The 25,367-nt window shown below is 62.2% G+C and carries 21 protein-coding genes; 3 read left to right on the plus strand and 18 right to left on the minus strand.

Annotated features, from left to right (window positions below; genetic code table 11):
* Positions 1-42 precede the first annotated feature (42 nt).
* From ACN8M7_RS20625 to ACN8M7_RS20660, 8 genes are all read right to left on the minus strand, one after another.
* Positions 43-255: a CsbD family protein gene (locus tag ACN8M7_RS20625; protein ID WP_490261999.1), complete on the minus strand. Its 213-nt coding sequence runs from the start codon at positions 253-255 to the stop codon at positions 43-45.
* A complete protein-coding gene (locus tag ACN8M7_RS20630) occupies positions 252-500 on the minus strand; it encodes a hypothetical protein (RefSeq protein WP_490262000.1) in 249 nt (82 codons plus the stop codon). The genes ACN8M7_RS20625 and ACN8M7_RS20630 overlap by 4 nt, the downstream gene beginning before the upstream one ends.
* 107 nt (positions 501-607) lie before the next feature.
* On the minus strand, positions 608-1,339 hold the full coding sequence (locus tag ACN8M7_RS20635) for a trypsin-like peptidase domain-containing protein (protein WP_179527561.1): 732 nt from the start codon (positions 1,337-1,339) through the stop codon (positions 608-610).
* 567 nt (positions 1,340-1,906) lie between these two features.
* On the minus strand, positions 1,907-2,122 hold the full coding sequence (locus ACN8M7_RS20640; RefSeq protein WP_490262001.1) for a CsbD family protein: 216 nt from the start codon (positions 2,120-2,122) through the stop codon (positions 1,907-1,909).
* A gap of 6 nt (positions 2,123-2,128) precedes the next feature.
* Complete coding sequence (locus ACN8M7_RS20645; protein ID WP_490262002.1) at positions 2,129-10,750, minus strand: glycoside hydrolase family 94 protein; 8,622 nt, start codon at positions 10,748-10,750, stop codon at positions 2,129-2,131.
* Positions 10,751-11,167: 417 nt separating this feature from the next.
* Positions 11,168-11,674 carry a JAB domain-containing protein gene (locus ACN8M7_RS20650; RefSeq protein ID WP_490262003.1) on the minus strand — a complete coding sequence of 169 codons (507 nt, stop codon included), beginning with the start codon at positions 11,672-11,674 and terminating at the stop codon, positions 11,168-11,170.
* 490 nt (positions 11,675-12,164) lie between these two features.
* Positions 12,165-12,512 carry a LasR-specific antiactivator QslA gene (locus ACN8M7_RS20655; protein WP_490262004.1) on the minus strand — a complete coding sequence of 116 codons (348 nt, stop codon included), beginning with the start codon at positions 12,510-12,512 and terminating at the stop codon, positions 12,165-12,167.
* A complete protein-coding gene (locus ACN8M7_RS20660; RefSeq protein ID WP_490262005.1) occupies positions 12,509-12,778 on the minus strand; it encodes a hypothetical protein in 270 nt (89 codons plus the stop codon). The genes ACN8M7_RS20655 and ACN8M7_RS20660 overlap by 4 nt, the downstream gene beginning before the upstream one ends.
* Before the next feature lie 513 nt (positions 12,779-13,291).
* Between ACN8M7_RS20660 and ACN8M7_RS20665 the strand changes: the two genes are divergently transcribed.
* Entirely contained in the window at positions 13,292-13,582 is a 291-nt protein-coding gene (locus tag ACN8M7_RS20665; RefSeq protein ID WP_490262006.1) for a hypothetical protein, read from the plus strand.
* Positions 13,583-13,758: 176 nt separating this feature from the next.
* Here ACN8M7_RS20665 and ACN8M7_RS20670 read toward each other — a convergent pair whose 3' ends face one another.
* From ACN8M7_RS20670 to ACN8M7_RS20715, 10 genes are all read right to left on the minus strand, one after another.
* On the minus strand, positions 13,759-14,307 hold the full coding sequence (locus ACN8M7_RS20670) for a hypothetical protein (protein ID WP_490262007.1): 549 nt from the start codon (positions 14,305-14,307) through the stop codon (positions 13,759-13,761).
* Between the two features lie 66 nt (positions 14,308-14,373).
* Positions 14,374-15,828, minus strand: a complete 1,455-nt coding sequence (locus tag ACN8M7_RS20675) for an NAD-dependent succinate-semialdehyde dehydrogenase (protein ID WP_490262008.1) — start codon at positions 15,826-15,828, stop codon at positions 14,374-14,376.
* 32 nt (positions 15,829-15,860) lie between these two features.
* Positions 15,861-16,661: a 4-hydroxy-2-oxoheptanedioate aldolase gene (gene hpaI, locus ACN8M7_RS20680; RefSeq protein WP_490262009.1), complete on the minus strand. Its 801-nt coding sequence runs from the start codon at positions 16,659-16,661 to the stop codon at positions 15,861-15,863.
* Between the two features lie 15 nt (positions 16,662-16,676).
* Complete coding sequence (gene hpaH / locus ACN8M7_RS20685; protein WP_490262010.1) at positions 16,677-17,480, minus strand: 2-oxo-hept-4-ene-1,7-dioate hydratase; 804 nt, start codon at positions 17,478-17,480, stop codon at positions 16,677-16,679.
* Positions 17,481-17,492: 12 nt separating this feature from the next.
* Positions 17,493-17,903 carry a 5-carboxymethyl-2-hydroxymuconate isomerase gene (locus ACN8M7_RS20690; RefSeq protein ID WP_490262011.1) on the minus strand — a complete coding sequence of 137 codons (411 nt, stop codon included), beginning with the start codon at positions 17,901-17,903 and terminating at the stop codon, positions 17,493-17,495.
* 69 nt (positions 17,904-17,972) lie between these two features.
* The gene (gene hpaD / locus ACN8M7_RS20695) at positions 17,973-18,896 is read right to left on the minus strand and encodes a 3,4-dihydroxyphenylacetate 2,3-dioxygenase (protein ID WP_490262012.1); all 924 of its coding nucleotides are present in this window, start codon (positions 18,894-18,896) and stop codon (positions 17,973-17,975) included.
* A gap of 91 nt (positions 18,897-18,987) precedes the next feature.
* Positions 18,988-20,448, minus strand: coding sequence for a 5-carboxymethyl-2-hydroxymuconate semialdehyde dehydrogenase (gene hpaE / locus ACN8M7_RS20700; protein ID WP_490262013.1), 1,461 nt, complete (start codon positions 20,446-20,448; stop codon positions 18,988-18,990).
* 19 nt (positions 20,449-20,467) lie between these two features.
* Positions 20,468-21,235: a fumarylacetoacetate hydrolase family protein gene (locus tag ACN8M7_RS20705; RefSeq protein ID WP_490262014.1), complete on the minus strand. Its 768-nt coding sequence runs from the start codon at positions 21,233-21,235 to the stop codon at positions 20,468-20,470.
* Between the two features lie 10 nt (positions 21,236-21,245).
* Positions 21,246-21,893 carry a fumarylacetoacetate hydrolase family protein gene (locus ACN8M7_RS20710; RefSeq protein WP_490262015.1) on the minus strand — a complete coding sequence of 216 codons (648 nt, stop codon included), beginning with the start codon at positions 21,891-21,893 and terminating at the stop codon, positions 21,246-21,248.
* A 240-nt stretch (positions 21,894-22,133) separates the two neighbouring features.
* Positions 22,134-23,633 carry an aldehyde dehydrogenase family protein gene (locus ACN8M7_RS20715; RefSeq protein ID WP_490262016.1) on the minus strand — a complete coding sequence of 500 codons (1,500 nt, stop codon included), beginning with the start codon at positions 23,631-23,633 and terminating at the stop codon, positions 22,134-22,136.
* 215 nt (positions 23,634-23,848) lie between these two features.
* On the opposite strand from ACN8M7_RS20715, the gene hpaR reads away from it, so the two are divergent.
* Both hpaR and hpaA read left to right on the plus strand, forming a co-directional pair.
* A complete protein-coding gene (hpaR, locus tag ACN8M7_RS20720) occupies positions 23,849-24,271 on the plus strand; it encodes a homoprotocatechuate degradation operon regulator HpaR (protein ID WP_061242249.1) in 423 nt (140 codons plus the stop codon).
* Positions 24,272-24,297: 26 nt separating this feature from the next.
* Positions 24,298-25,200 carry a 4-hydroxyphenylacetate catabolism regulatory protein HpaA gene (gene hpaA / locus ACN8M7_RS20725; RefSeq protein ID WP_490262017.1) on the plus strand — a complete coding sequence of 301 codons (903 nt, stop codon included), beginning with the start codon at positions 24,298-24,300 and terminating at the stop codon, positions 25,198-25,200.
* The last annotated feature ends 167 nt before the right edge of the window (positions 25,201-25,367 follow it).

Genomic DNA, 25,367 nt, shown 5'->3' on the forward strand with positions numbered 1-25,367 from the left:
AAACGCTCCGCATAGGGCGGAGCGATGGAGTGCGCGGTCAGATCAGTTTTTGCATTTCTGCAGGAAGCTCTTGACCTGTTTGTCGGCCTCCTCACGCGTGAGGGCGTAACGCTCTTTGATCAGACCAGCCAGTTTCTGCTCCTGGCCTTCGGTTTGCAGCAACTCGTCCTCGGTCAGTTTGCCCCAAGCGATCTTGGCGGCACCGACCTGTTGCTGCCATTTGCCTTTGAGGGCATCCGTACTGGGCAGGCTCATGACTTTTTCGGCTCCCGGTTCTGCGCGTTGCGTTTGTCCTGAGCGGCCTGCGGCTTGGCTTGGTTGGCCGCTTCCTTGGGTTGTTGAGGCGATTCGGCGGGCCCCTCGAAGGAGTCCTTGCTGATTACCGGATCGCGATCCGCCTTGTAGAACGGCTGGGTGTTGCTGGCGGTTGACGGTTTCTGGGTTTGGCCTTCGGCTTTACCCGAATTCTTGGCCAGTTGTTGATAGGTGGGCTTGTGCATGGTGACCTCTGGTAAAACCGGCCACTGCAAAGGTGCGAGGTGCCGGGAAGAGGACTGTGACAGGCTGCTACTGGCCAGTCGGTGCGTTGCCGCGCTTAGTTTGGACGTCAGTGCTCGGTCAGCGTCATGAGGATATCGGCATACCAGGTGCAGTTGAGGCCCAGCGCCTCGTCCAGCAACAGATCACGGCTACCCAGGTCGACTCGGGACGAGTGAATACCCAGCAGGCGCCAAGGCAGGGATTGCTGCCCGGTGCTGGGATTGCTGGCCCGCATTACCACTGGTGCGCCGCTGGTGCCGCGGTGAGTGCGAGCATCGGTGAGGAAATAGCCGAGCCCCTGAAAGCGAAGGCCGAACGAGGACGCCAGAACTGCGTGGCGTACCACAGGCATATGGTGAAGGTTGTCGTGGAAACCGAGTGGAAAACCAACCACCAGCAACTGAGCGCCGATCTCGACGTGTTCCTCAGGCTGCAGCAAATGTTCCGGTCTGAAGGCGTGGTAAGCGATGGCCGTGGGCAGTGCCGGGCGTTCGATCTCGATGGCAGCCACATCAATCTCGCCAGCTCCATCCAGGCCTTGGCGCCATAGACTGCCGCCGTTGCGGTAAAGAGGGATGGAGAAGCCCGTGGAACTGGCCATATTGCTCGAATCAGTGTGGACCTCTATCTCCAGGCTGTCCGGGTGATGACCGCTGGGCTCATCGATCAATACGTGGCGGCTGGTGACCAGGAACAAGCGCTCATCGCGGGCGAAGAAGAAACCGCTAGCATTGGTTAGCACCTGCGTACCGGCAATAGTGGTGATACGTGCCACGCTCAACATCAGGGAATCGATCATCGTCTCAAGGGCCTCCGGTTCGATAATGTGCTTACCGAATGTCATGTCGCATCAAGTCATTGGGCTCGCCCGCAAACAGTCAAGCCAGCGCTGTTGCTTGTGTCATCTCTTCCTGGTTTTCATCCACTCTGCAGTCAGTCATGGCAAGCCAAGGGCGTCACCGATGAATGCTGGTATCTCTCATGTCGATGCGCTGCAGTCTATCGGGTGAAGACCGCAGCGTATGCGTGCCAGCGTACGGATCCAGTGGTTATGGGGTGGCAGTATCCATATGGATGGCGCGTCTGCTTCGCGTCGGATAATTCCGATTGGTGAACGATATGCACAAGCCCAAGAAATCTGACCAACCAAGTAAACCTGCTGACCAGTACTTGCCCGGGAGCTCTGATTCGAGCAGTCACCAGCAAGAGGTTGAGCAGCGTGAACGTCGACTTCTCAGGCGCGATAAGCGCGAACAATCGACACGAGACTTGCAAGATGACTTGATGGATAGCTAGCTCGGCTGGTGGCTTTTGCTCGTCTGCTCGGTCATTCCAGCAGACTGCGTCTTCAAGACGTGTGTAGGTATCAGGTGGTGCGATTGCGCTCGAAGAAGCTCAGCACCTGTTTTTCTGCTTCTTCGTGGGTCATGCCGTAGCGTGCCTCTACGAGGTGGGTCAATTTATCTTGATCCCCTTCGAATTTGATCAGTTCATCAAGGGTCAACTCATCCCAGTTGATCATGGCCGGACCAGCCAGCTGCCGCCATTTTCCTTTGATGATGTCGCTAAGTAGTCGGCTCATTTGAGGTTACTCCATGATGCCCAAAGGCTGAGTGGGCGGCATGACGGGGTCAGGGCTGCCGATGAGATTCAGTGGCAGCTTGATGTCCACATGGTGTTCCCGATCATCATCACGCATTGGCACCCTATCGCCTTCAAGGCGGATACCATCGAGGTCGATCGTCTGCTCATCCTGCTCTGTGCGCCGTAACGTGATTCGGTAAGGTGTGGCGCCGTAACGGTAGTGCAGGGTGAAGCCTGGCCAGTGCGCCGGCAGTAGCGGGCGCATGTGCAGGCAGGCGCCGCTGCGCTGCACACCGAGCAGAGACTCGACGATCAAACGGTACATCCACCCGGCGGAGCCGGTGTACCAACTCCAGCCGCCACGCCCCTCATGGGGGGGCATGCCGTAGACATCTGCAGCCAGCACGTAGGGCTCGATCTTGTAGGTCGCAATCGCAGCAGCACTGTCTCCATGCGTGATCGGGTTGATGGCGTGCAGGAGTTCCCAGGCTCGCGTGCTGTCGCCGAGCGCGGCGAAGGCCATGCTTGCCCAGACGGCAGCGTGGGTGTACTGGCCGCCGTTCTCGCGGATGCCGGGTAGATAACCCTTGATATAGCCCGGATCCATGGCGCCGCTATCGAAGGGCGGGGTGAGCAGCTTGATTAGACCTATGTCACGACGAAACAGGTGACGGTCGAGCGACTCCATGGCCGTGCGCTGGCGCTTCTCGGGGGCTGCGCCCGACAGTACGCACCAGCTCTGGGTGATGGAGTCGATTCGGCATTCGTCATTACTGGCAGAGCCCAGCGGCGTGCCGTCATCGAAGTAGGCGCGGCGATACCAGGCACCATCCCAGGCGGATGCTTCCAGGCTGTTACCGAGGGCTGCGGCTTGTTCCAGGCAGAGGCGGGCAAAGTCCGGGTCGCCATTGAGCTCGGCGATTGTCGCAAACTGGCGCAACACCTCGTGGCCGAAGAAACCTAGCCAGACGCTTTCCCCCTTGCCCTGTTCACCGACCCGGTTCATCCCGTCATTCCAGTCACCGTGCCCCATCAGCGGCAGGCCGTGAACGCCGCGTGGCAGGCTGTGCTCGATGGCACGCACACAGTGCTGATAGAGGGTCTCGTACCGGGCCGACTGGCCGGGTAGGTCGTAGTAGGATTCCTCTCCGTTATTGAGTGCGCGCCCTTCCAAGTATCCAACGCTTTCCGAAAGTACGCTGTGGTCACCCGTGACTTGCACGTAGCGGCTGGTTGCCAGTGCCAGCCAGAGATAGTCATCGGAACAGCCAGTACGCACACCACGGTTCATCGGTGGATGCCACCAGTGCTGCACATCGCCCTCGATGTACTGGTGGGCTGCGCACAGCAGCAGATGCCGACGCACCGCTGCCGGCTCGGTGTGCAGCATGGCCATGCCGTCCTGCAATTGATCGCGAAAGCCGATGGCGCCGCCAGACTGGTAGTAACCACTGCGTGCCCAGAAGCGGCTGGCGATGATCTGATACATCAGCCAGCCGTTCACCAGGACATCGAGCGCCGGCTCGGGTGTTTCAATCTGCACCGCTGCCAGCGTCGAGCGCCAGTGGGTGCGCACGGTTTCCAGCTCGATCGCTGCTGTCGCGCTACCGCGCATGCGTTGAACCAGGCGAGAGGCGCTTTTTGCGTTCTGCTCGGCGCCGAGGCGAAAGATCACCTCACGGCTTTCCCCTGGCGCCAGTTCGATCTCCACGCGCAGCGCGGCGCAGGGGTCGAGCCCAGTACCTCTGCGCCCTGACAGCTGCTCCTGGGCCATGGCTGCCGGTGCCTTGAGGTTGCCATTGCGGCCGATGAATTCGCTGCGGTCGGCCGTACTGCTCATGAGCGGCATATCGACGTCGAAGAACGCCACCCGGCCAGGGAACTCGATCGAGTAGGCGTTGCGTGCGAACAGGGCGCCAGTGTCCAAGTCTGCATCAGTGACGATGTGCATGGTCGATTGACTGCGCAGTTCGCCCAGAACCCAGGCCACATAGCCGGTGATAGAGAGTCGCCGTGGCCGATCCGAGGTGTTGCGCACCAGCAACTGCGAGAACTTTATCGGTGCCTCCAGTGCCACGTAGATGCGCAGCTCGGTCTGGATGCCGTCCTCATCATGCTCGAACAGGCTGTAGCCGAACCCGTGGCGGGTGAGGTAACGACCGTTTCCCGGACAGGGCAGGGCAGTCGGCGACCAGTAGTGGCCACTGTCCTCATCACGCACGTAGATGGCCTCTTCGCTGGCGTCGGTGATGGGGTCGTTGCACCACGGCGTGAGACGGAATTCGTGAGCATTCTCATGCCAGGTGTAGGCGCTGCCGCTTTCCGAGATCACCGTGCCGAATTGAGGGTTGGCGATCACGTTGACCCAGGGCGCCGGTGTGGGTTGGCCTGGTGTCAGGTCAATGACGTATTCGTTGCCATCGGCGCTGAATCCTCCATAGGGATTGCTCAGCAACAGGCTTGGATCTGGCTCCGGAATTATTGAGCTGCACGCGGGCTTACGCAGCAAACGCGCATCGAATGCGGGCAAGGCCGGACCGGCTTTGCGATGGCGGATCTGCTCGGAAAGACGGCCGTGCCTGTCGCTGAGCACGAGGTGCGCCACCGCCTGCATTAGAATCCGATCCTCGCTGGACAACTGTTGTACCGGGCGCACGAAAATGCCGCCGGGTCGATCCAGCAGATGGGCCTCGCTGCCGGAGGTCGCCAGGCCCAGGATGAGGTCTTGCAGGTTTTGTCGATAGCCGGCCTGGTCTTCGTTCCAGATCACAAGATCGACCACCAGCCCTTTCTGGCGCCAGTAGGCGTGGGCCTGTACCAGTTGCCGCACCAGTTCGATGTTACCGGCGCTGGAAATTTGCAGGAGCACGATGGGCAGATCGCCCGAGATGGCCTGGCCCCATAGCCCACTCTGATTACGCTGGTTGGCCGCCAGAATCTGAGGGGACGCACGCAATGTGGGCGCGCTGTAGAGGATCGACGCGGCCATCTGCTCGAACAGGCGTGCATCGGCGTGGCTGATGTTCAATTGCCGCAGCAGTACCTGGCTATGCGTCCAGGCCAGATCGAAGACGCGATCGGCGAGGTGACGGTCGCGGTATTTGTTGATCAGATGCAGGCACCCGGCGCGGCTGTCGCTGACGCCGCTTACCAGGTCGATGATTGCACCCTGGCCGGCCTCCAGAACGAATCGGCAGCGTATCGCCACGATTGGATCGAGCACGGCGCCGGCGGTGCCTGAGAGCTCATCGACGTCCATCGCCGCCGGTTGTGCGAGGTTGCGCCCGCGGCCGATGAATCGGGCTCGGTCGGTTTCGTAGGAAATCGCTTGGATGTCCACGCCATGGGCTGCCAGCAAATGACATAGCCAAGTGCTGCGTTCCGTTTTCGAGCGCGGTCGGCGGGTACACAGAATCGCTTGTAGATCCGCATGCAGCTCGGTCTCTATGAACAACTTGCTGAAGGCTGGATGGGCCGAGTCGCTGCGCTGTGGCGCCAGCACCACTTCTGCGTAGCTGGTCAGCTCGATGGAGCGACGCGTGGCGCCACGATTGCTGATATGCAGACGACGCAGCTCGGCATTGTCCTCGGGAGAAACGACGATCTCCGTGTGCGTGTCGATATCCTGCTCGCGTATGCGGAATTCGGCCCTGGCGTCGGTGAATATCGCCTCGAAACTCTCCGTGCGCTGCAGCGTTGGTTGGAACGCGCTTGACCAGAATGCACCACTTTCGGTGTCGCGCAGGTAACAGAACATCCCGGCGGCATCACAGGTGACATCCTCCTGCCAGCGGGTTACGGCGAGCTCGTCGCAACGGCTGTAGCCTCCACCGGCATGGCTGATCATCACGTGGTAATGGCCGTTGGAGAGCAACTGGACGGCAGGATGAGCACGATCAGGGTGGGTATAGACGCGCAACTTGCTTTCATCGGCCCGAGTCGCCGCTTCCTCTTGCGCCACCTGGGGCGCATGCAGGTATTGAGTCGCACTCTTGGGCATGCGCTCCTGGAGCAGCAAGGCAGTGGCCTGGAATTGTGGATCAGCTTCGAAGCGCCTGTGCATGGGGCGCTCGAGCAGGATGGCAGTTAATGCCAGGAAACTCATGCCCTGGTGATGGGCCATGAACGACTGGATCACCGCCGAGCTCCGTCCCAGGGGCAAGCGCGTGCTGGTGAAGTCGAGCGCTTCGTACAAGCCATAGCGACCCGCCATGCCCATGCCGGCCAGCGCCTGCAGGTTGCGGCAGGCCTCGACTGGTGCCACCAGCAGCGCCAGAGCTGAAGCGTAGGGGGCGATTACGATGTCGTCGCCGAGCCCGCGTTTCAGGCCAAGACCTGGAACGCCGAACGCTCGGTACTGATAGTTCAACTGTGTATCCAGGGCGTTATAGCCCGACTCGGATACGCCCCAGGGCAGGCCGAGCTTGCCTGCATAATCGATCTGGCGCGCGACTGCGGCCTTGCAGGTCTGATCCAGCAAGGTGCTCGGGTAGCTGGGCATGACCAGCAGCGGCATGAGGTACTCGAACATCGAGCCTGTCCACGACAGCAGTACCGGGGTGCCACCGCTGCTGGTCAATAGGCGTCCGAGGGCAAACCAGCCCTCCTGTGGTAGCTGACCCTGGGCAATCACGACGAAGTTGGTCAGCCGCGCCTCGGAGGCCAGCAGGTCGTAGTAGGCGCCATCGAGACGCTGCTCATCGGCGTTGTAGCCGATGGCCAGCAGGTCTCGCTGCGGGTCGTAGAGAAAGGTGAAATCCATGTCTGCAAGGGCGCCGGCCAATGTGGCCAGGCGTTCTACCTGGGCGATTCGCTCCATCGCGCAGGCTTTGACTTTGCGCGTCGGCGCCTGCTCGCCCGCAGGCCAGGCGTGGGCATCGAGTGCTGCCAGTTGTCGCCAGGTGACGAGCCGCGAGCGCTCGCCCGGCAGCAGCAGGCTGGACACATCGGCGATCAGATCCCGGCATTGCGCGCTCAGCACCTGTAACCAGTAAGTGGGCTCTTGTTGCTGGGCCAGGGGTGAGGTCAGTTTTTCCGTCTGCTCGAGAAAGCGTTGCAGGGTCGGTAGCAGGTCGCTCGAGGGCTCGGGCGTGGTCGCAGGCTGCGCCAACGCCTTGAACAGTTCGTCCAGCAGCTGTTCATCCAGACCGGCATCCAGCACGGACTCCTGCAGGACATCCAGGCAATCTCTGAGGCCTTGCAGCGTGCGTGCGTCATCCGGCAGCGCATCAGGCAACTCCAGCAGGCCCTGGCGCAGTGTCATGAGCAGGCCGGCGAGGTTGCCGCTGTCCACCGTCGAGATGTAATGCGGCGGTAGCGGTTGCAACGTGAGTGTGTCGTACCAGTTGTAGAAATGTCGGCGATGGCGCGGCAGGAGCGCCATGCTGGTGAGCATGTTCTCGAGTCGCCCAAGCAAGCACCCGCCACCGATATAGGCGAAGTCATGGGCGGCCAGGTGGGCGAGCAGGGCCATCCCCATGTTGGTGGGGGAGGTGCGATGTGCGATTGCGGCCACTGGCTGTTCCTGGATGTTGTCCGGCGGCAGCCAGTTGTCTGCGGGGCCTACCAGGTCCTCGAAGAATGCCCAGTTCCGCCGGGCCTGCTGACGCAGGAAGCGCCGCTCGTGCACAGTGGGTTCGAACGCTGGTGAGGCCGATGGCTTGCTCAGCCACCAGGCGAGGGCGGGAGCCATCGACCAGGCGATCAGGAAGGGCGCGGCGACCGCCAGCGTCAGCGGTTGCATGAGCAATGCTATGAGCAGGCCGAAAGCCAGCGTTGGGCACACCCACATGAGGCGGTACAGCGCGGATAGATCATTACGACTAAAGCGTTCAACCTGGCGTGAAGGGTTCCACTGCAGCAGGTTGCGGTGGCTGATCAGCATTCGCCACAGCGTTCGGCCAATCGCGTCCAGGCTATTGAGCGTCTCGAATGGTAGCCAGACCAGCGGCAGGATGGCTCGATGAAAGCTCGATCCGCTGCCGCGCAGGGTCGTCGTCAGGTGCAAGCGCAGCGGCACCTCGTGAGGTTTTCGCAGCAACTCAAACAGCAGGTTCAGCAGAGGTTGCGTGATCACCAGCGCCAGGATGGCCAGAACCCACAGCAGCGGTTGCGAACTGGCGAACCAGGCCCACAAGAGGCCGCACAGAAACGCTGTCGGCTCGAGGCTGCGACGCAGGTTGTCGAAGATCTTCCAGCGGCCCAGGGCATCCAGGCGGGCAGCCGGCTGGCAGCCCGCCGTAGGGGGGCATGAGAGTAGCCAGGGCAGTAGCTGCCAGTCGCCGCGAATCCAGCGGTAGTGCCGTTTGGCATCGGCGCTGTAGCAGGCGGGGTACTCCTCGTAGACCTGGATGTCGCTGATCAAGCCGGAGCGCGCATAACACCCCTCGATGAGGTCATGGCTCAGGATGCGGTTTTCCGGTAGGCAATCCTCCAGCGCCCGCTCGAAGGCATCCACGGCATAGACGCCCTTGCCGATGAACGAACCATTGCTGAACAGATCCTGGTAGACGTCGGAAACGGTGCGTGTGTAGGGATCGATCCCGGCATCGCTGCCGAACAGGTGGGCGTAGGTCGAGCGCGCGATACTCGACAGGCTGATGCCGACCCGTGGCTGCAGGATTGCGTAACCGCTGGTGATACGTCGCTTGCTGGCGTCGAACTGCGCGATGTTCAGGGGGTGAGCGAGGGTGCCGATAAGCTGGCGCGCGACATCACGCGGTAGCTGTGTGTCAGTATCCAGGGTGATTACGTAGACAGTCTGCTGCAGCCTCGCCAAATCGCCAACGATCAAGGCGAAGCGTTCTTGCCCTTGGCCGCGCAACACGGCATTGAGCTCGCTCAGCTTGCCGCGCTTGCGTTCATGCCCCATCCAGCGGCGTTCAGCCGGATTCCAGCGCCTGGGCCGGTGCAACAGGTTAAACCGGCTGCCTTCCATGGCCGGGTACTTGTCGTTCAATGCTTCGATTGCCTGGGTGGCTCGCTCCAGCAGAGCCGCGTCCTCATCCTGCGTCTCCTGATGCGCGTCGAGGAAGTCGGTGAGCAGGGCAAAATGCAGATTGCTGTCGCGGTTGGCCAGGTAGCGCACTTCCATGCCTTCCACCAACTCGTCGACATCCAGCGTGCTGCCAATGAGTGTCGGCACTACCACCAGGGTGCAGGCGTCCGCGGGAATGCCTTCGCTGTAATCGAGGCGCGGCAACATATTCGCCGGCATCGTCAGGGTCACCAGCCAGTTCACCAGGGCGATGGCCAGCCGGCTGGTCATCAGTAGGATCGGTATGCTGAGCATGGCCAAGTACACGAGCGGCCAATGCTCAGCATGAGCCTGGGCCAACAGAGGCCAGGCCAGCAGGCCGGTGAGCAGCAGGGCTGGAATCAGGAAAAAATGCAGTGGTGCACGGCTCAGCAGCCGTTGCCCATGCTCGATGAGCGACAACCGCACTCCGAGCAGTTGCTCCAGTGTGGGCACGCCCTTGTCTACCAGGTAGAACCCGACATGGGCCATGCGCGGAATACCAGACGATGCGCCGGCAGCCAGCTCGAGCGCCGTGCGCGCGACGTCTGTCTCGTCGTGCTGACAAGCCCGTGACAGGCGCTCCACTGCATGTCGATAGTGATCGCGGGTGGCGAAATCCATGCGCGCGTAGATGCCCGCAGGATCCTCGCGTAGCACCTGTTCTACGCCGCTCATGCGCTCGACGAACTTGCGCCAGTCGGTTGCCGAGAGCATCCGCATGCTGTTGATACTGTTGCTGATGGAGACCTGTTCGGCCGCTTGTGATTGCGCGTCCTGTTGCACCAGGCGCTCTATGTTCAGGTCGGACTCCGCCAATGTCTGCTCGATCCAGGTCAGCGGCAGGATGAGCGCCGTGTTCTGCCCCTGCAGGCGACGCGCCAGCTCGGCGACGAACGAGCTGGTCATGGGCAGTGGTGAGCGCGCCATGTCCGCTACGGCCAGCACGACGCTCTTGGCATCACGTTCTGCGGTTTCGCTCAAGCGGTCTGCCCAATGATTGGCCAGATTGCGATCATTCCAGCTGGCCATGACACGAGCGGCCACACGGCGCAGATTTTCGATCAGAGCAAGGCGCAACATTATGGGGACAGCCCACAGTTCGCCCAGCGTTAGCGGAGTGGTGGATTGATAGGCGGTGATGAAACGCCCCAGGCTTTCACTGTCGACTCGTCCATCCCCATGGGAGATGGTTTGCAGGGCGATGTCGTAAACGCGGGGCAGGGTGGACGATGGCCCATTGGACAGCCCAGGCAGCTCGCGGCAGTACCCTCTGGGAAGGTGCTTTTGGGCGGTTCGTATCTGCTCTTCGATCAGATAGAAATTATCCAGCAACCACTCGGCGGCAGGCGTAGCCCGTTGGCTGGAAAGCGTCGCGGCTGTCATGGCCTGGCAGCTGCTCGCCAGTACCCCGGCGTTCTCGGTCAGTCGCTCGAGCAAGGCGTCCGAGGTGGTGTGCTGGCTGAGTCGATGCTGATGTGCGAGCGCGGCACCATGGGTTGCCATTTGCTCTGCACTGAACAGTTCGGAGCGCAGGACGGCCTCGTATTCGAACGTACGAGGCTTGGAGCGCCATAACCGCCGGATGAGGCTAGACCACTGAGTATCCATTTGCTTCCTGGCGAGCGGCTTCAGCGCTCGGACAGGCCAACGCAGGGGAGTCACTCCAGGGTTGTCAGCATGCCGTTGCGCGGATCCAGATGCGTGAACGTTCATCAGATCCTGAAACAGATGAGGCGTCTGTCCGCTGCCGCACATAACGCCCTGGCTGGCCAGGTGGAACACCAAACTCTGTTCAATCAGTTCCTGTTCAATAACAAGCTCTTAGCGACATTTCGCCTTTGATCGCGCCAACCATCATTGAGTGTCGGACATGGCCGCCGTGTGGACGGTCCAAGGCTGGCTGTATCTGGCCGTGTGCTTGATCTCTATTCGCGAGCTGTTGTCCGCTGGTAAATACAGCAGGCTCTGGTACATGCCGCACACGCCTGAAAGGGCGCAGCAAAAAGGGGGCTCAGCCCCCTTGGTTCATAGCAACCCAAGCTCGGCGAAAGATACGGTACGTTGGCCTGCCACGATGATGTGATCCTGCGAGCGGACATCTACCAGCGCCAAGGCTTCTTTCAAGCGTTGTGTGAGCACCTTGTCAGCCTGGCTTGGCTCTGGATTTCCGCTTGGATGGTTGTGCGCGAAGATCACTGCAGCTGCATTCAGGCGCAGTGCTTCCTTGACCACCTCGCGTGGGTACACAGACGCACTGTCGATGGTGCCGCGAAACATCTCTACGTACTGGATCAGGCGATGCTTGGCATCCAGAAACAGTGCTGAGAAAACCTCGTGCTCAAAGCCGCCCAGTTTCGCGATCAAGTACTCCTTGACCAGCTCCGAAGACGTGAAGGCTGCGCCTCGCTGAACCTTCTGATCGATCACCTTGCGAGCGGCATCCAGGATCTGCTCAGCAGTGGCAGGCAAATAGTGGCCTTGCTCGTCGCGAATCATCAGAGAAGCGTCAAGGGCGAGAGAAAGCTGCGACATGATCATGCTCCAGTTGCTCGGGCGGAATTGCCCGGAACCGGCCCAGCACGACGCAGCGCAGCAGTCAGGGGGCGATAGCCGGCCCAGCCGCAAATGCGCGAAGCGCATGCAGCCCTTGACGGCGAGAACGCCGTGATAGGGTTTTAGGAAACAGCAAGACCGCCATTCCACCGATCTCCCAGGCGCTACCAGCAAGCGCAGCGCGCAGGCTCTGTCGGCCCAACGAAAGATGCCAAGAGATGTTGTGGGTGGGCAGTTGAGCTGCAGATATGGTCTAAACCAGCAACAAGAAAGGAACGAGGCCAGTCGCCACTTCTAGCCAGTGCCCCAATCAAAACGATTGGCAGCCGGCCGCTACCGAAATATTCTCCGGTGTCTGGGCTAACGAAGTGCACACAGTCAGTACGCCGACCCTGCACTCCGTTAGCTCAGAACCTTCCTTCCTGGTCTGTTTTAACAGACCACTTCTTGGCATTTGCCATGGCCCAGGTCAGCCCTGACAGCTCGCCCCGGCGAGCGTCAGGGTTCTTTTGTGGCCAAAACAATCACCCGCCGTATAGATCTCGGCCTGCTCACCGCAGCGGAGATGTGAGCAAACACGCTGGTGGATACGACTCAGGAAACCCACCTCAAAAGCTCTCCTTTCAATAGCGCAGGGCAGCAGATCGCGCTCGGCGATCATCACTGCCCAGAGCCATCCACTGCGGGCGTTATCGAGCCAGGTCTGTGCCAGCTTCACGCCTTGGTCGAATGCCTCTCTGCAATCGGCAGCCCAAGTGATCTCCATACCTGGATGGCCGTCGTGAGGTGGAAGGCAGGTCATCACGCTCTTGCTCATTTGGCACCTCCTCGAACGTCAGAGAGGGCGCGGCGGTAGAGCACGACCATTTCATCGAGCAGAGCCAGTGCTGAATAAGCAGCGATGCGCACGCGCAGATCTGCCGGCTGCAAGCCCTCAGGTTCAGCCAGTTGATCAAGCAGATTGCCGAGCATCACGCCACGCAGTTCAGCTGCAGCTTCAGAGGGTAGGGGAGAACGTTCGGATTCATGCAGCGGGCTTCGCTGCAGCGGAAAAGGTACAACGCAGGATTCGAACTCAGCCATGGCGCACCTCCGGATCAGAGGTGGACAGCAAGACCTGAAGCCCAAGGCGGAGCTCTCGGGTAAAAAAGGGGTAGCGCATTCCTTATGCTCCTCGGACAGTGAGAGGAACCACCAACACCGTTTCGACTCGGTAATGGTGGCGAACCGTACGGGGGTCGAAATACCGGCGTCCGAGGGAACCGGCCAGGCAAAAGCCTGCCCCGCACGGCCCGCCATAGAAATGCAGTAGCTGGGTACAAGGTACCTGCTACGCAGCTATGAACGCTGCCGCGCCCTCAGACAAAGCGGGTTTCGACTCCCGGTCGCGGGACTTACCACGACGGGCGCACTCTAGCCCGAGGGTTTCAGGATGGCAACCTACTGTGGCGTAGTTGATTGAGAGGTGGGGCAGTCAATCCCGTTGCAGGTAGGGCTGAGGTCGTACTCCATCTATGGCTATTGGCTTACAGCCCTACCTTCGGACTCAACGAACCCGTCGGCTACGCTGATAATCAGTCTCTGGAGGAATACGCCATGTCTGCCAAGGAAGAGCAGTTGTTACAGTTGCTGGGTCTCATGGCTCGCAGCATGACCCACATGACCGCATCCATAACCGCTATGGCCTTCGAACAGCTGCGAAGCCAGGATGCAGCAGTGCAGAATTCAGCCAGGCGCATGATCGAGCGCATGCAGGCTATCAATGAAGAACTGGATCAGCAGTGGGAACTGGTCGGCCAACTAACTGGCCAACGGGATCAAGAAGCGCTTGTGGAGGAGTTGGATATCTCTTCAATTCGAGTGCATCGGGAGACGGCTGCCTCATGAGCAGCAATCTAGGCTTCTGGCAATCAGACGCAAAGCTCTGGCAGGTAGAGACAACTCGCGGTTCTGCGAGAGTGGCATGATTGCATGGTCTTCGGATTACTCCGCAAGGCTTGAACGGCAGAAATAATACTTGGGCCGCCGAACCAATGTTCGGCGGTATTTTTTTGTCCGCAAGATTATCGGTTGAGACTCTCTGGATACAGGGTGTTTTCCATGAAATCGACCAGCACTGAGCGGGCAGTGGAGTAGTCCTGTTGTGAGGCGTATTGGAAGGCCTGTGCCTGCGCCCGTTCCTGAGCAATGACGTAGCCCCAGAACGCTCGCTGCGTCGGCGGCGGGGTGAGCGATGCGAGTTCTTCTGCATAGGCCTGGGTGGCTTGACTGAGCATGCCGATGAATTTCTCCGGCAAGAGCCTGGCATAGAGGATTGACGCCTGGGCCTTGAGCGATAGCAATAGCCCGCCGGGGCTGAGTTCGTGAAGCTTGGCCTGCTCTTCGTAGAGCGGCCATTGCTTGGCCTCCAACTGGCTGTAGGCAAGCCAGAACTCGCCCTGGGGCGTTCCCCTGTGCGCCTCGGCGAGCGCGCTGACCACCACACCCGCGAGTGTCCGGTTGTTCAGTTCCTTGAGTAGCGCCTGGCGATAAGCCGCGTCGAGATCGGCGGCGGTGGCACCGAGTGCCTGCAGGAGCAGTAGCATGGCTGCAGCGAGCAAGCCTTTGTTCATGATGTTCTACCGATAAAAAACGGCTCTACTGGAGAGCCGCTAAGAGGGTGACACATTGGAGAGGGATCAACCGATGCCCAGGCACATGTACTTCTGCTCGATGTAGTCGTCGATGCCGTAGTGCGAGCCTTCGCGGCCCAGGCCGGATTGCTTGATGCCGCCGAACGGGGCGACTTCGGTGGAGATCAGCCCTTCGTTGACGCCGACCATGCCGTATTCCAGTGCCTCGCTGACGCGCCAGGCGCGGCCCAGGTCGCGGGTGTAGACGTAGGAGGCCAGGCCGAACTCGGTGTCGTTGGCCATGGCGATGGCTTCGGCTTCAGTGTCGAAGCGGAAGATCGGCGCCAGCGGGCCGAAGGTTTCGTCACGGGCCACCAGCATCGCCGGGGTAACATCGCCGAGCACGGTCGGCTCGAAGAAGCTGCCGCCCAGGGCGTGCGGCTTGCCGCCAGCCAGTACCTTGGCGCCTTTGCTGACGGCGTCGGCGATATGTTCCTCGACCTTGGCGACTGCCTTGGCGTTGATCAACGGGCCTTGCTGGGCGCCTTCCTCGCCAGCCGGGGCGACTTTCAGTGCATTCACTGCAGCGACCAGGCGCTTGCTGAATTCGTCGTAGACGCCGTTCTGCACCAGCAGGCGGTTGGTGCACACGCAGGTCTGCCCACTGTTACGGAATTTCGAGCCCAGTGCGCCTTGCACGGCGGCATCCAGGTCGGCGTCGTCGAAGACGATGAAGGGGGCGTTACCGCCCAGCTCCAGGGACACTTTCTTGATGGTTGCCGCGCACTGCGCCATCAGCAGTTTGCCGATGCCGGTGGAGCCGGTGAACGACAGCTTCTGCACGTCCGGGTTGCCGGTCAGCTCGCCGCCGATGGCGCGTGAGTTCTGGCCCGGCACGATGTTCAGCACGCCTGCCGGTATGCCGGCGCGCTCACCGAGCACGGCCAGGGCCAGGGCCGACAGCGGGGTTTCCGAGGCGGGCTTGAGCACCACGGTGCAGCCGGCGGCCAGGGCCGGGCCGACCTTGCGGGTGATCATGGCGTTGGGGAAGTTCCACGGGGTGATGGCGGCGACCACACCGATGGCCTGCTTGATCACCACCAGGCGCCGGCCCTGCTTGTCATGCGGGATGACGTCGCCGTAAACGCGCTTGGCTTCCTCGGCGAACCACTCGATGAAGCTGGCGCCGTAGGCGATCTCGCCACGGCTTTCGGCCAGCGGCTTGCCCTGTTCCCAACTGAGCAGGCGCGCCAGGTCTTCCTGGTTTTCCATGATCAGGTTGAACCAGGTGCGCAGAATGGCGCTGCGTTCCTTGGCGGTCTTCTCGCGCCAGGCCGGCAGGGCGGCCTTGGCCGCAGCGATGGCGCGGGCGGTTTCCGCCTGGCCGAGGGAGGCGACTTCGGCGATCAGCTCGCCATTGGCCGGGTTGGTCACGGCAAAGCGCGCCTCGTCGTCGGCCTCGACCCACTGACCATCGATGTAGGCCTGTTCGCGCAGCAAATTCAGATCGGAGAGTTTCATGTCGTTCTCTTGGCAATACGTGGGAGGCGGGATCAGTACACGCCGCCGCCACTGGTGGGGGCCGGCGCGTTCTTGAAGGCCGCAGCCAGGGTTTGCAGGCCGCGCATCAGTACGGTGGTGTCGACGCCGACGGCGACGAACTTGGCGCCCAGTTCCAGGTAGCGCCGCGCCAGGCTCTGGTCGGCGCTGAGGATGCCAGCGGCCTTGCCGGCCTTGCCGATCCGCACGATGGCGTCTTCGATGGCCGCTTGTACCTCCGGGTGGCCCGGGTTGCCGCGATGGCCCATGGAGGCGCTGAGGTCGGCGGGGCCGATGAACACGCCATCGACGCCTTCGACCGCGACGATTTCATCCAGCTTGGCCAGGCCGTCGAGGTTCTCGATCTGCACCAGCAGGCACATCTGCTCGTCGGCCTTGTCCAGGTAACCGGGAATGCTGTTCCAGCGCGAGGCGCGAGCCAGGGCGCTGCCGACGCCACGTACGCCGTGCGGTGGGTAGTGCATGGCGCGCACCAGCTCGCGGGCCTGTTCAGCGCTTTCCACCATCGGCACCAGGAGGGTCTGCGCGCCGATATCCAGCAGTTGCTTGATCAGCGCGCTATCGCCGATCACCGGGCGAATCACCGGCTGGCTAGGGTAGGGGGCGATGGCCTGCAACTGGCCGAGCAGGCCGCGTAGGTCATTCGGGGCGTGTTCACCGTCGATCAGCAGCCAGTCGAAGCCGGCATTGGCCGCCAGCTCGGCGCAGTACGGGGCAGCCAGGCCGAGCCACAGGCCGATCTGCGCTTCACCTGACTGCAGGCGTTGTTTGAAGGTGTTGATGGGCATGTCCATGATCGCCTCCTGCGCTCAGACGAACCGGCAGGCGATGCTGCCGAGCATGTCGTAGTCGACGTGGAAGGTATCGCCGGGGTTGGCGGCCACCGGGCGGGTGAAGGAGCCGCCGAGGATGATCTGCCCAGGCTGCAGGGTGACGTCGTACGGCGCCAGTTTGTTGGCCAGCCAGGCCACGCCCTTGGCCGGGTGGTTGAGCACGGCGGCGGAGACGCCGGATTCTTCGATCACGCCATTGCGGTAGAGCACCGCTGGCACCTTGCGCAGGTCGATTTCGGTCGGGCGCACGGCGCGGCCACCCATCACCACACCACCGTTGGCGGCGTTGTCGGAAATGGTGTCGAACACCTTGCGGGTGACCTTGGTTTCCGGGTCGGTCTGCTGGATGCGCGCATCGATGATCTCCAGTGCCGGGATCACCCATTCGGTGGCCTCGAGCACGTCGAAGATCGTCACGTTCGGGCCTTTCAGCGGCTTGCCGAGGATGAACGCCAGCTCCACTTCGACACGCGGCACGATGAAGCGCTCGAAGGGAATGTCACTGCCTTCCTCGAACAGCATGTCGTCGAGCAGGGCGCCGTAGTCCGGCTCGGTGATGTTGGACGACACCTGCATGGCGCGCGAGGTCAGGCCGATCTTGTGGCCGACCAGCTTGCGGCCATCCTTGATCTTCTGCTCGACCCAGGCGCGCTGGATGGCGTAGGCGTCTTCGATGGTGATGTTCGGGTAATCCAGGGAGAACTGGCGGACCTGCTGGCGCGAACGCTCGGCGGAGTCCAGGCGTGCGGCGGCCTGCTGAATGATGCTGGCATCGAGCATGGTCAATGAACCTCAGGAAGTCTTGTTGAACAGGGGGTGCAGGCTGCTGTGCTTGGCGTCGAAGACCTGACCGGGACTTTCGTCGATCTGCAGGGTGACGCCCACTGGGCGCTTGGCCAGCAGGTCGTCCAGGTGCGTACGCAGCACGCCCATCAGCTTGTCGCCGACCTGCTGGTGCACCGCCTGGCTGCGCCCGGCACCCATGCGCAGGTTGGCGTAGAGAAAGCCGTAATCCCCCTTGCCATCGGCCACCGCCGAGTGCGCGGCGGGGTAGGCCAGTACGCGGGTGCCGCCGATGGGGAACACCGCCTTGCCGGCTTCATCACGTTGTTCGAGCATGCAGTCGGCCAGGGCGCGACACAGGGCCCCGACATCCACATCAGGTTCGACGTCGGGGGTGTAGAGCAGTACCAGGTGGGGCATCGTGATGTCCTCGCAAAGGCAGGAGCGGCTGCAAACCAGGGCGTCGCGGCTAAAGCCGCTCCTACAGGGTCAGAGGCGGCTGGTGGAGGCGACGCCAGCCGGGTTGGACGCCTGGGCCTCGGGGATGGCGGAGCCGTCCTGTGGGGTGACCGGGAAGATGGCGTTGATCTGGCCGGTGCCGGAGGAGCCGAAGTAGGGCGTGACCACTTCGGCCTTGGCGTCGTATTTCGACCAGCCCAGCGCACCGAGCAGCATGGCGGTGTCATGCATGAAGCCTTCGCCATGACCCTTGACGGCATATTCCGGGAGCATGTTGCAGAAGGCTTCCCACTCGCCGTCCTGCCACATCTGCACTACACGGTGGTCGAGGGTTTCCAGGAACGGGCTCCAGACCTTGGTGGCGAAATCCGGCGCCTGGCCGTTCTGGGCGAAGCGGTGCGACAGCGAGCCGCTGGCGAAGAACGCCACGGTGCCGTCGTAGTGTTCCTCCACGGCCTTGCGCATGGCCCAGCCGAGACGGGCGCTGTCGGCCAGGTAATGCGAGGTGCACAGCGCCGAGACCGAGACCACCTTGAAGTGCTGATCCTGGTTCATGTAGCGCATTGGCACCAGGGTGCCGTACTCCGGGTCCAGGGTGGTGGCGTCGTGCGCCATGGTCTCGACGCCCATCCGGTTGCACTCGGCTGCGAGGATCTTGCCCAGCTCCGGGTTACCCGGGAACTCGTACTCCATGTTGCTGATGAAGTGCGGCAGTTCGTTGCTGGTGTACAGCCCCTTGAAGTGCGGGCCGCAGAGGATGTGGTAGTTGGCGTTGACCAGCCAGTGGGTGTCGAACACGACGATGGTGTCGACGCCCAGTTCGCGGCAGCGCTTGCTGATTTCGATATGGCCGTCGATGGCCGCCTGACGAAAACCCTGACGCGGGCCGGGCAGTTCCGAGAGGTACATCGAGGGTACGTGGGTGATCTTGGCGGCGAGAGCGAGCTTACCCATGGTGATCTCCGTATTGTTCTTGTTGACGATGGGCTACAAGGCGAAAGCAATGCTCCGGCTTGCAGCCTGCCGCTTGAAGCTTGTGGTTGCGTTATACGCCCCAGCGCGGGATGTGGTGGCTGCCCATCGAGATGCACACGTTCTTGATCTCGGCGAACACCTCGAAGCTGTACTCGCCACCTTCGCGGCCAGTGCCCGAACCCTTCACGCCGCCGAAGGGTTGGCGCAGGTCACGCACGTTCTGGCTGTTGATGAACACCATGCCGGCTTCGATGCCGCGGGCCAGGCGGTGGGCCTTGCCGATGTCCTGCGTCCAGATGTAGGAGGCCAGGCCGTATTCGGTGTCGTTGGCCAGACGCAGCGCTTCGGCTTCGTCCTTGAACTTGATCAGGCACACCACCGGGCCGAAGATTTCTTCCTGGGCGATGCGCATACGGTTGTCGACGTGGGCGAACACGGTGGGCTGGATGAACTGCCCCTTGGCCAGGTGCGCCGGCAGATTGGCCGGGCGCTCCAGGCCACCGGCGAGCAGCTCGGCGCCTTCTTCCATACCGATCTTGATGTAGCCGGTGACCTTGTCGTAGTGCGCCTGGGTGATCATCGAGCCGACCTGGGTTTTCGGGTCGGTCGGGTCGCCAACGATCAGGCGCTTGGCACGGGCGGCGAACTCGGCGACGAACTGGTCGTAGACGCTCTCCTGAATGAAGATGCGCGAGCCTGCGGTGCAGCGCTCACCATTGAGCGAGAAGATGGTGAACAGCGCGGCGTCGAGGGCGCGGTCGAGGTCGGCATCGTCGAAGATCAGCACCGGGCTCTTGCCGCCCAGCTCCATCGAATACTTCTTCAGGCCGGCGGTCTGCATGATCTTCTTGCCGGTGGCGGTGCCGCCGGTGAAGGAGATCGCGCGCACGTCCGGGTGGCGCACCAGGGCGTCGCCAGCGGTGGCGCCGTAACCCTGTACCACGTTGAGCACGCCCGGCGGAATGCCGGCTTCCAGGGCCAGGCGGCCCAGCTCGTTGGCGGTCAAAGGCGACAGCTCGCTCATCTTCAGCACCGCCGTGTTGCCCAGCGCCAGGCAGGGCGCGGTCTTCCAGGTGGCGGTCATGAACGGCACGTTCCACGGCGACACCAGGCCACACACGCCGACCGGCTGGTACAGGGTGTAGTTGAGCATCTGGTCGTCGACCGGGTAGCTGTGGCCGTCCATGCGTGTGCAGACTTCGGCGAAGAAATCGAAGTTGTGCGAGGCGCGCGGGATCAGCACGTTCTTGGTCTGGTGAATCGGCAGGCCGGTGTCGAGGGTTTCCAGCTCGGCCAGTTTCGGCACGTTCTGGTCGATCAGCTCACCCAGCTTGCGCATCAGCTTGGCGCGTTCCTTGGCCGGGGTGCCCGCCCACTTGGGGAAGGCTTCCTTGGCGGCGGCCACGGCGCGGTTGATTTCCTCGGCGCCGCCGCTGGCGACTTCACCGATGGCTTCGCCGGTGGCCGGATTGTAGTTGGTGAAAGTCTCGTTGCTCTCGACTTCCTGGCCGTTGATCCAATGCTTGATCATGTTCTGTGCCTCGTAAGTGTCACTTGCCGCGCGCGGCGAAGAATTCGGATTCGCTGACGATGCGGTTGACCAGACGGCCAACGCCTTCCACTTCCACCACCACTTCATCGCCTGGCACCACGTCGGCCAGGCCTTCCGGCGTGCCGGTGGCGATCATGTCGCCCGGCTGCAGGGTCATGAAGCTGGAGAAGTATTCGATGAGATACGGAATGTCGAAGATCATGTCCGCCGTGGTGCCTTCCTGCTTCAGCTCGCCGTTGATCCAGGTGCGCAGCTTGAGCTTGGACGGATCTGCCACGTCGGCGACGTCGACCATCCACGGCCCGACCGGGGTGGTGGCATCGCGGTTCTTCACCCGCAGGTTGGGGCGGTAGTAGTTTTCCAGGTAGTCGCGGATGGCGTAGTCGTTGCAGACGGTGTAGCCGGCCAGGTACTGCAGGGCGTCCTCGCGCTTGACGTTCTTCGCCGGCTTGCCGATCACCGCCACCAGCTCGCACTCGTAGTGCATGTACTTGACGTTGTCTGGGCGCCAGGTCACCTGATTGTGGCCGGTGTAGGTGCCGGGCGACTTGATGAAGGCCAGCGGCTCGGTCGGCGCCTTGAAGGCCAGTTCGGCGGCGTGGTCGGCGTAGTTCAGGCCGAGGGCGAACATGCTGCCTTCGGCAGGCGGCAGCCACTCGACATCGGTTTCGGCGAGCAGGCGACCATCGGCCAGGCGCACGGCGTTGTCCGCCTCGACGGTAACGGCGTGGATCTGGTTCTCGTAGCGAATACGGGCGTGTTTCATCTTGCTCTCCTTACTGCGCCACGATGTGGTTGGTCAGGCGACCCAGGCCGCTGATTTCCACGCTCACTTCATCGCCGGGCTGCACGTCGACCCGACCTTCCGGGGTGCCGGTGATCAGCACGTCGCCTGCATGCAGGGTCATGAACTCGCTGAGTTCGGCGATCAGGCGCGGCACGCTGCGCACGAAGTTGGCGGTGGTGTTTTCCTGGCGCACTTCGCCGTTGACCAGCAGCTTGAGGGTCAGGGAATGCGGGTCCGCCAGCTCGATCACTTCGCTGCCGAGGGCGCAGAAGCCATCGCGGCACTTGGCCTTGACGGCGGGGCGGTAGTAGCTCTCTTCCGGCAGGCTGAATTCGTTGACGATCACATAGCCGGCGACATGGGCCAGGGCATCCTGCTCAGTGACGCGGCTGGCGCTTTTGCCGATCACCACGCCCAGGGCCGGGCCAGGCTGCAGGCGCTCGCCGGCTGGCATCACCACCGGCTGGCCGTCGCCATTGCGGGTATTCGGCGTCTTGATGAACAGCACCGGCTTGAGCGGTGGCTGCTGGTATGGCGGCTCGTTGAACTCGGCCAGGCGGCTGCGCAGCAGGCCCTGGTAGTTCAGGGCTACGCCGAAAAGTGTTCCGCTGGCGGCCTGTTCGGTGGGGCGACTCATTTCTTGTTCTCCTGCTCGGGGCGTTTGGCATCGCCGGTTCGGCATCTGTCGTTAATATATTAATTTTAAAGTTAATATGTAAACGAAATTCTTGTTGCGGCGTCGGCCTGATCCTGTACGGGTGATATTGATGGTGTAGAAGGCGGCCTTTAATGGCTGTTTCAGGGAATCAATTGCACTTTTGCTGGTTTACGCGTCTGGGCGGCGGTCTTTGCTCGGCAAGGCCGCCGCGCGTCGTCATCAGTAGGTGATGCACACCGATTTGACTTCGGTGAAGCCCTCGATGGCGCTGCGGCCGAATTCGCGGCCCATGCCCGATTGCTTGTAGCCGCCGAAGGGCAGGTTGGGGTCGACCGGGACGTGGTTGTTGACCCAGACAGTGCCGGCCTCGACCTGCGGAATCAGCTCCATCACCCGGCCCAGGTCGTTGCTCCAGAGGCTGGCGGTCAGGCCGTAGCGGCTGTCATTGACCATCTGCAGCCCTTGTTCGAGGTTGTCGTAGGGCACTACGGACAGCACCGGGCCGAAGATCTCTTCCTGCACACAGGTCATGCGTTGCTGCATGTCGGCCAGTACGGTCGGGGCTACGAAGTAGCCGGGCAGATCCACGGGCTGGCCGCCGGTGGCGAAACGTGCGCCTTCGCGACGGGCGGTTTGCAGGTAGTTGAGCACGCTGTTTTGCTGCTTCTTCGACACCAGCGGGCCGACCTGGGCGCTGGCGTCCATACCGGCGCCGATGCTCAGGGCTCCGACCTGGGCGCTGAGCGCCTCGACGAAACGCCCGTAGTGGCGCGCCGGTACATAGATGCGCGAGGCCGCCGCGCAGACCTGGCCCTGGTTGAGCAAGCCGCCGCCGATGGCACCGGCGACGGCCTTGTCGAGGTCGGCGTCCTCCAGCAGCAGCATGGGGTTCTTGCCGCCCAGTTCGAGGGTGAAGCGCGTCATGTTCTGCAACGCGGCGATGCCCACCTGCTTGCCGACCGCGGTGGAGCCGGTGAAGGACACCTTGTTCACCAGCGGATGCGCCACCAGCGCCGGGCCGACTTCGGCGCCACGGCCGATCAGCACGTTGAACACCCCGGCGGGGATGCCGGCTTCGACGGCCAGCTCGGCCAGGCGCAGGGCGGTCATCGGGGTTTCGTCGGCGGGCTTGATGATCACCGTGCAGCCACAGGCCAGCGCCGGGATGACCTTCCACAGGGCAATCATCATCGGGAAGTTCCACGGCACGATGCCCGCGACCACGCCCGATGGCTCGCGGCGGGTGTATGCATTGAAGCGCGCGTGCTCCGGCATGGGGATGGACACGTCGAGCGTCTGGCCTTCGATCTTGGTGGCCCAGCCGGCCATGTAGCGCATGTAGTTGAGCGATGCGCCGACTTCGATGGCGCGCGACAGGTGGATCGACTTGCCCTGGTTGAGGGTTTCCAGCTGGGCCAGTTCTTCGCTGTGGGCCTCGACCAGATCGGCGAAGCGCAGCAGGATGCGCTCACGCACGGCAGGCGCCAGCTTGCTCCAGCAGCCTGAGGCGAAGGCGCGATGGGCCGAGGCGACGATGGCATCCACTGTCGCTGCGTCGGCCAGCTCCAACTGGGCCAGCACCTGCGCGCTCGCCGGGTTGAAAATCTCCATCCCCTCGCCATGCCGAAGGCTGGTTTGCGCGCCATCGACAAAGGAGCTGTGACGTTTGTTCAGAAAGCTATCGACGGCGGGGAGAGTGGGTACGAGTGAGGTGGCCATGGGCGCGGAGCTCCTGCTACAAATGGATTGCCAACATCGGGCCGTGGCTCGAGTCAGTTGGAGATCAGCATAAGAGCGGGCCGGCCGGCGAGCTTGACCGAGGCTGCCGCAGGCCATGTATGAGCATGCCAGTCGCACAGGCAGTGATTGACGGCAGGGTGTTATCTGCTTTATTTCGTTAAGCTATTTACTAATTCCGCTCTGTGAACCTTGCTATGCCCACACCTCGACCTTCCCTGACCCTTACCCTGCTGCAGGCCCGTGAAGCGGCCATGAGTTTCTTTCGTCCGCTACTCAACGAACACGGCCTTACCGAGCAGCAATGGCGGGTCATCCGTATCCTGCGCCAGCAGGGGGAAATGGAGAGCTTTCGCCTGGCCGAACTGGCCTGCATCCTCAAACCGAGCATGACCGGTGTGCTAAGCCGCCTGGAGCGCGACGGTATCGTGGTGCGACGCAAGTCCACCACCGATCAGCGCCGCATCCATATCAACCTGACCGAGAAGGGCCACGCCTGCTTTCTTTCCATGAGCGACGGCATGGAGCACAACTATCAGCGCATTCAGGAGCAATTCGGCGAAGAGAAGCTGCAACAACTGCTGGGCCTGCTCAACGAACTCAAGCAGATCAAGCCCTGACACTGGTGAGCTGAGGGGGAGGAGCCATGCACGATCCGCAACCCATCCCCAACATCAACATCGGCCAGGTCTACGACCAGCGTTACGCCGATGCGGATGTGCATTACGAGGCACTTGGCAAGCTGGCCGACTTCTTCGGCCGCAACATGCCGGTGCATCGGCACGATCGCTTCTTTCAGGTGCACTACGTCAAGAGCGGCGTGGTGCGGGTGTATCTGGATGACCAGCGCTACCAGCAGCAGGGGCCGATGTTCTTCCTCACCCCGCCGACCTTTCCCCATGCTTTCGTCACCGACGCCGACAGCGACGGTCATGTGCTGACCGTGCGCCAGGAGCTGGTCTGGCCGCTGCTGGAGAGCCGCCAGGGGCTGGCTCAGGGGCCGCAGATCGCGCCCCTGTGCGTGGCGGTGGGCGAGCTGGACGGGCAATACGACGGCGAGGTCGCGCGGCTGAACCTGCTGTTCGACGAACTGCGCCACGAATTCGCCGACGACCGCCCTGGCCGCGAACTCAGCCTGGCGGCGTTGACCCGGCTGATTTTCGTCAGCCTGCTGCGCCTGTCTGCCCGCACCATCCAGGCGCAGCCGGCGCGTGGCGAAGACCTGCACATCTTCCAGCGCTTCAACGCCCTGATCGAAACCCACTATCAGGAACACTGGTCGCTGGGCCGCTACGCCACGCAACTGGGCGTCACCGAAGCGCGCCTCAACGACATCTGCCGCCGCATCGCCGACCTGCCGTCCAAACGCCTGGTGTTCGACCGCCTGATGCAGGAAGCCAAGCGTCTGCTGCTGTTCACCGGCAGCTCGGTCAACGAAATCTGCTACCAGCTTGGCTTCAAGGATCCAGCCTATTTCAGCCGGTTTTTTACGCGCAATGCGGGCGTGACGCCGGGGGAGTATCGGGTGAGCAAGGGGGCGGTGGAGTAGGCTGTAGAGGAGTATTCATCTGTTGTAACTGGCAGCTTTCGGCCCAGACTGTGTAAAAACGTTGGCATCGACCTTGCTGTGATTTGATCGATTCAAATCAGCGGGGGGACGTCAATGAAGCGTTTTATCCAGGGAGAGCATCGAGGCCAAAGCTCGCTGCTTCCCGA

It is taken from the genome of Pseudomonas spartinae, assembly GCF_965197125.1.
Taxonomy (GTDB): Bacteria; Pseudomonadota; Gammaproteobacteria; order Pseudomonadales; family Pseudomonadaceae; genus Aquipseudomonas; species Aquipseudomonas composti_A.